Annotated in this window: 8 protein-coding genes; 7 read left to right on the top strand and 1 reads right to left on the bottom strand. The window is 50.6% G+C overall.

Annotated elements, in window-relative coordinates:
* The 4 genes from AC1DUA_RS07000 to AC1DUA_RS06985 form a co-directional block, all read left to right on the top strand.
* The coding region (locus AC1DUA_RS07000; protein WP_477499041.1) for a ring-cleaving dioxygenase at window positions 1–813 on the top strand (813 nt) is incomplete at its 5' end.
* The gene (locus tag AC1DUA_RS06995) at window positions 810–1,418 is read left to right on the top strand and encodes an alpha/beta hydrolase (protein WP_477499040.1); all 609 of its coding nucleotides are present in this window, start codon (window positions 810–812) and stop codon (window positions 1,416–1,418) included. The genes AC1DUA_RS07000 and AC1DUA_RS06995, both read left to right, overlap by 4 nt.
* Before the next feature lie 25 nt (window positions 1,419–1,443).
* A complete protein-coding gene (locus AC1DUA_RS06990; RefSeq protein ID WP_477499039.1) occupies window positions 1,444–2,055 on the top strand; it encodes a flavin reductase family protein in 612 nt (203 codons plus the stop codon).
* A gap of 133 nt (window positions 2,056–2,188) precedes the next feature.
* Entirely contained in the window at window positions 2,189–5,431 is a 3,243-nt protein-coding gene (locus tag AC1DUA_RS06985) for an Ig-like domain-containing protein (protein ID WP_477499038.1), read from the top strand.
* Window positions 5,432–7,059: 1,628 nt separating this feature from the next.
* Here the strand turns inward: AC1DUA_RS06985 and AC1DUA_RS06980 are convergent.
* Window positions 7,060–8,295, bottom strand: a complete 1,236-nt coding sequence (locus AC1DUA_RS06980) for an MFS transporter (protein ID WP_477499037.1) — start codon at window positions 8,293–8,295, stop codon at window positions 7,060–7,062.
* Between the two features lie 238 nt (window positions 8,296–8,533).
* Here AC1DUA_RS06980 and AC1DUA_RS06975 point away from each other — a divergent pair, with 238 nt between their 5' ends.
* The 3 genes from AC1DUA_RS06975 to AC1DUA_RS06965 all read left to right on the top strand — a co-directional run.
* The gene (locus tag AC1DUA_RS06975) at window positions 8,534–10,429 is read left to right on the top strand and encodes a heparinase II/III domain-containing protein (protein ID WP_477499036.1); all 1,896 of its coding nucleotides are present in this window, start codon (window positions 8,534–8,536) and stop codon (window positions 10,427–10,429) included.
* A gap of 22 nt (window positions 10,430–10,451) precedes the next feature.
* Window positions 10,452–11,579, top strand: a complete 1,128-nt coding sequence (locus AC1DUA_RS06970) for a glycoside hydrolase family 88 protein (protein ID WP_477499035.1) — start codon at window positions 10,452–10,454, stop codon at window positions 11,577–11,579.
* Between the two features lie 169 nt (window positions 11,580–11,748).
* On the top strand, window positions 11,749–11,921 hold a 173-nt coding region (locus tag AC1DUA_RS06965), incomplete at its 3' end, for a PadR family transcriptional regulator (RefSeq protein ID WP_477499042.1).

Below are 11,921 nucleotides of genomic sequence, written 5' to 3'. Positions count from 1 at the left end.
CATCTCTACTTCGGCGATGAGCATGGAAGTCCTGGAACAATCATCACTTTCTTCCCATGGGCCGGTTCCCGCAAAGGGCGTATCGGTGGCGGCCAAGTCGGAATCACTACGTATGCGGTGCCTACAGGCAGTCTCGCTTTCTGGGAAGCGCGTCTGACGAAATTCGGCGTATCCTTTGAGAAAACGGAAAGATTCCATGAGACCTATTTGCAATTCGAAGATCACGATGGGTTGAAACTTGAAATCGTTGAGCGTGAGCAAGGAGCTCCTAGCACATGGACATTCGGTGGCATTACTACCGATAAAGCGATCAAAGGCTTCGGTGGCGCTATTCTCTACAGCACGGCTCCTGACAAAACATCTCAGCTGCTTGAGCAGGTAATGGGACTTGAGAAAGTTGGGCAAGAGGGAGCTTATGCCAGGTTCAAATCATTTGGTGATATTGGGAATATCATCGACCTTCATGTGACTCCTATGCCGTATGGAGCAGGCGGAGCGGGTACTGTCCATCACATCGCATGGCGGGCAAAAGATGATGCTGAGCATGAGCTATGGAGAAATCATGTGCAGAACAGCGGGTACCATCCTACGCCGATTGTGGACCGTCAATATTTTAACGCGATTTACTTCCGCGAAGAAGGCGGCATCCTGTTCGAAATCGCGACTGATCCTCCAGGTTTCGCTAGAGACGAAGCTCCTGAGGCGCTTGGCGAGAAAATCATGCTGCCAGAATGGTTCGAAGCGAACCGTGCTCAAATCGAGCGTAATCTGCCACCGATCACGGTGCGTGAATTGGAGGGAAGCGGACAATGAAACATATTTTCCAACAAGGAACAGATGTAACGGCCCCGGTGCTCGTGCTCTTGCACGGCACTGGCGGCACGGAGCGTGATCTTCTGCCACTGGCTCAAGCTATCTCCCCAGCCTCATCCGTATTAAGCGTTAGAGGCAATGTGCTTGAAAATGGGATGCCGCGCTTCTTCCGTCGATTAGCGGAAGGTATCTTCGATGAGGAGGACCTCATCTTCCGCACCAAAGAGCTGAATGACTTCTTGGATGAAGCTGCCGTAGAGCATGGCTTTGACCGCCGAAATATGGTGGCCGTCGGCTACTCCAATGGCGCCAATATTGCGGGCAGCCTGTTGTTTCACTACCCAGATGCGCTTCGTGGCGCAATCTTGCATCATCCGATGGTGCCGCGGCGTGGCATCCAGCTTCCCGATCTGACCGACACCCCAATCTTTATTGGGGCGGGCCGCAATGATCCGATCTGCTCACCGGAAGAGACCGAGGAGTTGCAGAAGTTGCTAGGTGAGGCTGGAGCTGAGATTGAAGTCCATTGGGAGAATGCCGGACATCAATTGACGAGATCGGAAGTTGATGCGGCAGGGACTTGGTTTAAGGCAAATTTAGTCTAAAATAACAAGTAAAGGGGTGATGTCTGTGATTGCCATCGACCCTTCGAATCAAACCGAGCGGGAGAATTATAAGCTGCTGATCGGCAGCATTATTCCCAGACCTATCGCGTTTGTAACGACCCTCTCCACAGAGGAGGTCCTTAATGCCGCACCGTTCAGTTACTTCACGATTGTGACGACGGACCCGCCGATGGTCGCAGTGTCGGTGCAGCGGCGTCAGGGTCAGCGCAAAGATACATCGCGTAATGCTATCGCAAAAGGGGAGTTCGTTGTTCATATCTCTGACGAGTCGTATATCAATGAGATTAATCAAACGGCAGCTGCCCTGCCCTCTGACGAAAGCGAAGTGGTGTTAGCCGGTCTGACACCTGTCCCAAGTGTGAAGGTAGCTGTACCGGGCATTGCAGAGGCAAGCATTCGGATGGAATGTGTTCTAGAGCGAGCCATTCCGCTTGGGGGCACAGAAGACGCTCCTTCTGCGGATTTGCTGATCGGCAGAGTGGTGCACTTTCACATCGCCAATGATTTGTACGATAAGGGACATATTGATGCTCAGAGATTGAGACCGGTTAGCCGACTGGCAGGCCACTCCTATGCGAAATTGGGAGAGCAGTTTGAGATCGAGCGTCCTATTTGACTTATAAGACGAGAAAAGCCATTTGTACCTGCTAATTAGCGGGGGTACAGATGGCTTTTCTATTCATTTTATACACCCAAGATCCGATAAATTTAGTATACTTACTAGAGTTACGCAGGGCGGAGGAATGATGGTGAAACGGAAAAATGGTAATAAGCTGCGATGGATTGGCGCAGTTCTATTGGTTGCGTTGTTGGTTAACTTGTACCAGCCTGCAGCTTATGCACTTACGACAGTAGGACAAGTGATAACAGGCCCGTCTTCGTCCATATATGGCGAGTCGGTGCAATTTACTTCGGTTGTGACAGACGGTGCAGCCGGTGGAGCGACACCAACAGGGAGCGTCACGTTCTACGATGGAAGCACAGTGATCGGGGGTCCGCAGGAGCTCGTTCCTTCAGAGCCGAAAGTTGTTTATAAGAGTTCAGGGCTTGCTCCTGTGCAAGCAGGATTAAAGTTCACTTGCACGGACTGTCCTGTTATTGAGTGGGGCGGGCTGAGTTATTGGGCGTACAGCGATACGAATAATAATTTCTATTACTATTTGTATGCATATGACACGAACAACACTCTGGTTAAGTCTTGGCAGCTTCCGGGGAATCGTTACATTACAGACATCAGAGTAGATAATATTGCTAAGACAGTTACGTTTGTCGGACAAGACAATGTACTTACAACACGATCTTGGGGGCAGCTTGAAAATTTCRACGCCAACACCTCCATGTCCTTTTCCGGTCTAGGAGTTGGTACACATACGATAACGGCTAGTTACGCAAGTGGCGACGGTATACATAATTCACAGACCTCTACTTTTGTACATACGGTTGATAAGATTCAAACCTATACCACCCTAACCTCGAATGCCGGACTTATCTACGTTGGTGAGCCAATTACCTTCACGGCGACTGTTGCCAACACAAGTGGCAGTTCGGTTATGCCGGGGGGGACAGTCACTTTTAGAGAAGGCAACAATGTACTGGGAACTATGAGTGTCAATGGAAGCGGTATGGCTGCCTTCACGACGTCGTCGCTGCCGGTTAACGGTTATTCAGTTACTGCTACATATCAGGGTGACAGTCAACATTACGCTAGTACGTCAAGCAGTTTGTCGCAATCCGTGCTAGGCATACCAACCGTAGTGGCGGTTAGTGCTAGTGCTGGAAGCACGACTTATGGGAATTCTGTGACGTTGACGGCAACCGTAACGAATGGCCTGGCAAGCATTTTTGGACCAACTGGTACCGTCACGTTCAAAGAGGGCTCGACAGTACTTGGCACGGGGACAATGAGCTCGGGAACAGCAACATGGACAGCTCCCGCCTTAGACGTAGGTACCCATTCAATTACAGCACATTACGGCGGAAGTCTTACACATACTGCTAATAGTTCAAGCTCCATTCCAGTGATAATTAATCAGATTCCTACATCTTCAACTTTGACGGTTACAGGAGCGACCGGAGCAGCTTCAACCTACGGAACTTCATTGACATTAGCAGCCTCCGTAGCGAATACCAATGGGAGCCCGATTATGCCAGGTGGTACCGTAACTTTCAAAGATGGTTCAACCACATTGGGCACGGTCAACTTAAATTCAGGATTAGCTGAATGGACGATGCCAGAAAAGTTACCGGCAGGGTCTCACTCATTTAAAGGTGAGTACAGCGGAGATGCTAACCATGCGGTTAGTCCATCAACTGCTGTCGGGCATACCGTTAATAAAGCAAGTACGTCAACAACCCTAACGTCATCGGGTGGGATTTCTGTCGGCGAAACGACGACTTTAACCGCACAGGTAATAAATACATCGAATCCTAGTATCAAACCTACAGGTACAGTTACTTTTAAAAATAACGGTGTCGACTTGCAAGCGCCAGTCTCACTAGACAGCAATGGCACTGCGGTGCTTGCCACTCATGATCTGCCGGTTGGCGATCTCGTCATTACGGCGGATTATAGCGGTGATGGCAACCATGTCACGAGTGCATCACAACCCATCACCCAGCCGGTATCCAAAGCTCCGGTTACGGTTCATCTGTCAGTGGCACCTCAATCAGGCGAAAGCACCTATGGACACACGGTGAGCGTCATGGTGCAAGTAGTTAACGCAGGCAGCGGTGGGTCAGTTCCAACGGGGACAGTAACACTTTCAGGTACGGGCGGCTTTAGTAATTGGCCGGGCGCTTTGACGCTGACGAACGGGACAGCGACTTGGGAGACCGAACAGCTTGCTGTTGGCACGCATACGGTCGTCGCCAACTACTTAGGGGATGACGAGCATCTTAATGAGGCGTCAAACATCAGCAGTCTGCAGATTAAGCCGATCCCTGTTACCGTAGTGGTTACCGCTTCAGTAACGGAGGCTGTTTATTATGGAACTCCCCTTACATTTACCGCACATGTGACCAATACGAATGGAGAGTCGCAGATCTCTGCTGGCCATATTGTTTTTAGCGGCGGCAATTTACTGGACACTCCGATGAATCTTGACTCGGCAGGAATTGCTTCAATTACGTCAGCAGCGTTGCTGCCTGGAACGTACTCTATTCAGGCCGCGTACGTTCCTGACCTGCTGCACGAAGCGCAGACGTCAGCCTCGATCACCCAAGTCATCAAACCGAATACGCAGGGAACCATGCTCATTTTGAATCATCCGAGTGGAATTGTTCAACTTGGAGAATCCATTCAATTCTCTGTATCCGTAGGAAACTTAATCGGTGATTTGACGCAGCCCGGCTACATTTCGTTGAGAGAGAATGGCGCTGAGCGAGCGCGGGTAACGACCGATGTGTACGGGAACGCGGAAATTAGCTTAACAGATGTGAGCTCTGGCACGCACCGATACACGGCGCTGTACGAAAGAAGTGGGATCACGGATGGTACGGAGTCCCAAGCGGTGACAGTTGTTGTGCAGCCTGCCTTCGCGCTGCTTTTGCTCACGGGTAATGACCATGGCAAAGTGCTGCCAACGTCCACACCGTGGATCGCGGCTGTTGTTCATGGTGCTAACTCGGCATTTACCTTTCGCGCAGCTTCTATGGAAGCCGGTACTAGCACCGGACTGAAGCGGATGGATCCGCAGAGCGGCGAGCTGGGCGCAAGCATCGAGGTGACGAACGGTCAGAGCGAACCTGTTTCTTTCGTGGAAGGTCTGAACCGATTCCAACTAAAAGTAGTGAGCTTGGACGGTACAGCTTCGACCGAACATATCGTGTCCCTCTTTTATCAAAAAGAGGAGAAGCTCTGGGATATCACCAATGTTCTTGCAGTGACGCCAGTGCGCTATGATATGGACGGCAATAGAACGTTTGATAAGGCGGATATCGTTGAGCTATTAAAGTTAATTGAGCCGGTTTCCGCGGAAACGCAGCGGCCTTAATAGTACTAGCATGCAAAAAAGGCATACCCACAGTAGTAAGCTACTAGTGGGTATGCCTTTTTTTGTAGTTGTGAGCCGGGTAGCCTCATTGGATTGGATGAAATCCAACGAAAACACGCTTTATCGACATTAATCCTCAGTTTCATTGGATGAATTCCAACCAGTCGCAGCAAAACCGCCTCATAACGGCGCCAATTCGATTACCTCGTTGGATTTAGTCCAACGAACCGGCTCTAAAAACACCCCAAATCGCCTTTTCATTGGATTTCATCCAATAGAAATGGCTCCTCACTGATGAACTCATAGACGCTCGGCCCCACTCACCCGTCCACCAACACGCTAAAAACTACGCGCACCTAGTCCACTCTACGTTGCAGTTTGTGCAATAAAAGGTCTGATTCCAGCACTTTGACCACTTTATGTTGCACTATGTGCAATAAAAGGTCTGATTACCAGCGTTTAGACCACTCTACGTTGCACTTTGTGCGACAAAAGGGCTGATTCCAGCACCGAGTCTACTCTACGTTGCATTTTGTGCAATAAAAAGCTGATTACCAGCGTTTAGACCACTCTATGTTGCACTTTGTGCAACGATTTCGCTCAAAAGGACTATTCTATGAGCGTTTTAGGTAAATTGGTTGTACTTTGTGCAATGAGAGTAAGGCTTGTGCCGTATATCCCACTTATATGTTGCAGAAAGTGCAACATAGATTAGTGGTGGAGGGGTTCGAGGTAAACATGCCCTCTTCCACCTCACCTCCGCGCCGCTTCAAATTTCATTGGATGAATTCCAATGAAAACACGCTTTATCGACATTAATCCTCAGTTTCATTGGATGAATTCCAACCAGTCGCAGCTAAACCGCCTCATAACGGCGCCAATTCGATTACCTCGTTGGATTTAGTCCAACGAACCGGCTCTAAAAGCACCCCAAATCGCCTTTTCGTTGGATTTCATCCAATAGAAGTGGCTCCTGGCAAATGAACTCAGAGACGCTCGGCCCCAACTCACCCGTCCACCAACACGCTAAAACTACACGCACCTAGTCAACTCTACGTTGCACTTTGTGCAACAAAAAGCTGATTACCAGCACTTAAACCATTCTACATTGCAGTTTGTGCAACAAAATGGCTGATTACCAGCACTAGACCACTCTACATTGCAGTTTGTGCAACAAAAGGGCTGATTCCAGCACAAAGTCAACTCTACGTTGCAGTTTGTGCAACAAAAGGGCTGATTCCAGCACTTAGACCACTCTACGTTGCACTTTGTGCGACAAAAGGGCTGATTCCAGCACCGAGTCAACTCTACGTTGCACTATGTGCAATAAAAAGCTGATTACCAGCACCTAGTCCATTCTACGTTGCACTTTGTGCAACGATTTCGCTCAAAAGGACTATTCTATGGGCGTTTTAGGTAAAATGGTTGTACTTTGTGCAATGAGAAGGCTTGTGCCGTATATGCCACTTATATGTTGCAGAAAGTGCAACATAGATTAGCGGTGGTGGAGGGGTGCGAGGTAAACATGCCCCCAAATTTCATTGGATCCAAAGCGCTGTTTGACTTTAAGGACTTCCGCTGCATGACCTGACTTACATGTTAAGCGCAAAAGTCCGAATCCGTTTGGCCTACGAGTTATCCGCCAGCTTTTGCCCGCCTTTATTAGAGACTGCGCGCTTCTCTTTCCGCTCCAACCCATAGCTAATGAAGCCAATCAGCAGCCCCACAACAGGCAGCAAGGCACCCGCCAAAGGCAGATAGGTCAGCCCCATATGGGTGATGACCCACCCGCCAATAAAGGCGCCGCTGGCATTGCCTAGATTATTCGCCGAGTGGTTCGAGGTGGAAGCTAGCATTGGCGCATCCTTCGCCATCGTCATAATGCGAAGCTGCAAACCCGGCAGAATGCCGAACGCAGCAGCTCCCCAGACGAAAATGGTAATGACAGCAGCAACGGGCAGATGAACTGTGAAATTGAAAATAACAAGTATGAGGGCCAAAGCCGCATAATTACCCAGCAAAGCCGGCATGAGCTTCCAATCCGCAAGCTTGCCGCCAATGATATTGCCAAAGGTGACGCCGAACCCGAAAAGCACGAGAATCCACGCAACGCGATGCTCCGAGAAGCCCGTCACTTGTTCCAGTAGTGGTGTGATATACGTGAAAACCGCGAACAAGCTCCCGCTGCCCAGTGCACCCATGAGCAGCATCAACAGCAGCCTCGGCTGGGTTATAGCACGGAACTGCTGAATAATACCGACGCTTTTCTCCTGCTGTACGCGCGGGATTAAGAATAAAATACCGATGAGCGAGACGATGCCCATCAGGACAATAGCACCAAACGAGGCGCGCCATCCAAGCTGCTGCCCGATGAAAGTGCCAAACGGGACGCCCATAATATTGGCGATCGTAAGACCTGCCATCATAATGGAGATGGCCGCCGCCCGTCGATCTGGGCGAACGAGATGCACGGCGATAACACCGCCCACGCCGAAGAACGTCCCGTGCGCTAATGCTGTCACAATGCGAGCTCCCATCAAAATGGCATAGGTCGGAGCGATGACGCTGATGGCGTTGCCCAGGATGAACACGCCCATCAACAGGCATAACAGCAGCTTTTGCGGCAGTTTATTCGTGAATAAAGCGAGAATCGGAGCGCCGATCGCTACACCCATGGCATAGCTCGTGATGAGCTGACCAGCCTGTGAGATTGTGACATGCAAGTCCTCTGCAACATTGGGCAAAAGGCCCATGATCACAAACTCCGTCATGCCTATGGCAAAGGCGCCAGCGGTTAAAGAAAGCAGGGAAATCGGAAACCGGCTCTTGGGAGCGTCGTTTCCTAGTACGGCTTGATGACTCATTCGTCTGTCCAACCTCTCCGGTAAATTCTAGTATCTATAGCTATCTTTCTATCATGTTGCGCCATAGCGTCAAACAGGTCAAGATAATAGTCAAAAAAGTCAAAATAACAGGGTAACGATTGACCTCTAATTCTTTATAATGAAAGATATATCGTTTGTAAATGGTAAGATGCAGGAAGTCTGCTCTGACGGAAGGCTAGCCGCCTTCACATGACATGGGAAAGTGGGTCGATTTACGGTGAGTGTATCTGTAGACAACTTGAACTTGGAAAATGTAAAAGCAGCACTGCTGGCTGCGCGAAATCATCCTTCACAGCTGCTGTCTCCAGCGGAAACACCCTTGCAAGTAAAGGCGCGTTTGCTGCAAGGCAAAGAGAGCCAACCGCTTATCAAGGAGATTCGAGATGAAGGGGACAAGCTTCTGCAGGAGACGATGCCTGAGTTAACGTACTCCTTGTTCCGTCTTTTCTCCGCAACAGGATCTCGAAGGGAATACGAGATTATTTATTTCCGCCGTCGTAATCGATTGACGACATTCGGATTATTAGCTTGGTTAGATGGGGCAGACAGCCCATATATGGATGCGCTTTCTGATACAATTGCATCTATTTTGGATGAGTATACATGGTGTTTGCCTGCACATATTTTGCATGGCCCAGAGATGAGGTCCGCCGCAGAGGAGCAATATGCGGCGGAAGGGCTGATGAACGACTCCGCGGAGTCGTTCACAATTGATCTGTTCGCGGCGGAGACAGCTTTCGCGCTCAGCGAAATCAGCGCGCTGCTCGGCGACGCGCTGCCGCAACTTCTCCGCGTACGTATCCGCGAAGAAGTGCTGCGCCGCATTCTGCGGCCCTTTGTGACGCAGGCTCCCAGCCACTGGGAGACCGCGACTCACAACTGGGCCTCCGTCTGCGGAGGCTCCATTGCCGCCGCAGCGATCTATACGCTGCAGGACGAGGACGAGCTCGCCGCGGTGCTGGAGCGAGCTTTTCCTGCGCTCGCTTCGTACCTAAGCGGCTTCGAAGAAGACGGAGCATGTACCGAAGGGTACATGTATTGGCAGTACGGCTTCGGCTACTTCACCTATGCCGCGGATTTGATCTTGCGGCGTACTGGCGGCGCCGTCAATTGGTTCCAAGCGGACAAGGTGCAGCAAGTAGCCTTGTTCCAACAGAAAARCTTCCTCCACGGGAGGAAGGTTGTGAATTTCTCCGACTCGCAAGGGGAGGCGGGTATCTTCATGGGATTAAGCGGCTATTTGAAGCGGCTTTATCCTGAGATTGAGCATCCCGAGCTATCGCTGCGCGCAGGTTTCCGCGATGACCACTGCAGCAGGTGGGCGCCTGCGTTAAGGAATTTGCTCTGGTCCGTAGAGGATGTAGAGGGAAGCGCTTGGCAAACAGCGGCTTATTATTTGCCAGATGCGCAGTGGCTGGTGTCAAGACAACTTCAAGAGCAGGGAGCTTACGTTTTCGCAGCCAAAGGCGGGCATAATAATGAACCGCATAATCATAATGACATCGGTCATTTCATCTTATATGCGCAAGGCGAAACGCTGCTTCCGGATCTAGGGAGCGGGCAATATTCGCGGAAATATTTTGGACCGGAACGTTATGAAATTTTGTGCAACGGCTCGCAGAGTCACTCTGTTCCGATCATTGACGGCTTGTATCAACAGGCTGGGGCGGAGCATCGGGCAGTAGTGTTGATGCATAGCAGCAATGATAAGCAGGATGATTTGGCATTAGAAATATCCAGCGCCTATGGCACTGATAAGCTTAATGAACTTGTGCGGCGCTTCATTTGGCGCAAAACAGAGCCACCGACGCTAGAGCTGACGGACAGTTACGAGTTCGCAGAAGCACCAACTGTGCTCGTGGAGCGATTCATGGCATGGCACCACCCGCAGCAAGCGGAGGATGGGCGAATTGTAATAGCGGCATCAGCAGAAGCGAAAGTCTACCTTTCGTATGATCACGACCTGTTCGATTGGGAAGTAGAGGCTCTTCATCACGTGAATCATTCTGATCAGCCGCAAACATGTTATGCATTGAATTTTAAGTTAAAGCTTGGTGTGCTTACCGATTCGAACTTGAAAGTTCATGCCGCATTTAGATTTGCGTTTCAATAAAATTAACTTAGGGTGTGATCATATGAGTACTACACTAGATTGGGCCCAGGAAGCTTGGGACAAGACGGTTCACAAAGTGGCAAGAACCAGTCAAAGAATCGGAGATCGCTTCCCGCATGCCAGTGTGAAAGGCGAGTACCAACTGGAGCCAGCGTCTTGGTGGACCGCCGGCTTCTGGCCCGGACTGCTGTGGCTGCTGTACCGCGACACACAAGATGAGCAGCTGAAGCTGCTGGCTGAGTCCTGTGAGGGGCAGCTCGATCAAGTCATCGCGGATTATTACCGCTTAGATCATGATATCGGCTTCATGTGGACGCTGACGAGCGTTGCACGCTATAAGCTGCTGGGCGCGGAGGACTCCAAGCGCCGCGGCTTGCTCGCGGCGAACCTGCTCTCTGCACGCTTCAACGTGCAAGGCAACTATATTCGCGCCTGGAACCCGTGGCGCGAAGGGGAAGACAATGCCGGCTGGGCCATCATCGATTGCATGATGAACCTGCCGCTGCTCCACTGGGCCTCCCGGACAACGGGAGACCCGCGGTACTCGCATATCGCCATGCGGCATGCCGATATGGCGCTAGAGCACTTCATTCGCCCGGATGGTTCTGTGAACCATATCGTGATCTTCGATCCGCACACGGGCGTGAAGCTCGAAGTGAAAGGCGGACAGGGCTTCGCACCTGATTCCGGCTGGTCGCGCGGCACCGCGTGGGCGATTTACGGCATGGCGCTCAGTCATCTCCATACGGGAGATGAGCGTTATCTGGATGCCGCCAAGCGCGCAGCGCACTTCTTCATAGCCAACTTGCCGGAGGATCATGTGCCGCATTGGGACTTCCGTTTGCCGGAGGGGATCACAGCTTATCGCGATACGTCGGCAGGCGCTTGTGCGGCCTGCGGCTTGCTTTTGATCGCAGAGCAGGTTACTGGTCAAGAAAGCAGTCTGTATCGTCAAGCGGGCGAACGCATCCTGCACTCGCTCTACACGAACTATGGCGCGTGGGATTCGGAGACGGAGGAAGGGCTGATTCTTCATGGGACGAGCCATTATCCGGAGGGCAAGAATGTGGATGTGCCGCTGATTTACGGCGATTATTACTTTGTGGAAGGCTTATCCCGGCTGTTAGGGCACGGGGAGTTGTTCTGGTAGGAATTCGAATAAGCTGTCTGAGGTCAGAGATGACTTTGGGCAGCTTTTTATAATTTCGTGGATCTTATTTTCAAAAAGCCGGATTTTTATATATAGACACGACATATATCAGCATGATATATTAACAATCGAAATATAAAATACAACCATTTGTGGAGGAGATCTCACCATGAACAGTCAGGACGTCATTTTAGGAACATTAATGGATCGTTCGTTAACTGGCTATGAAATCAAACAATTATTCGAAACTTTATATTCCTATTTCTATAGCTCCAGCTACGGAACGATCTATCCCACGCTTCACCGGATGGAGAAAGATGAGCTTCTGACGAAGGAAAACAT

The organism is Paenibacillus sp. 01T422 (genome assembly GCF_056398785.1).
Note: the sequence above shows the minus strand (reverse complement) of the source record. Positions and strands in the feature narration are given on the sequence as shown.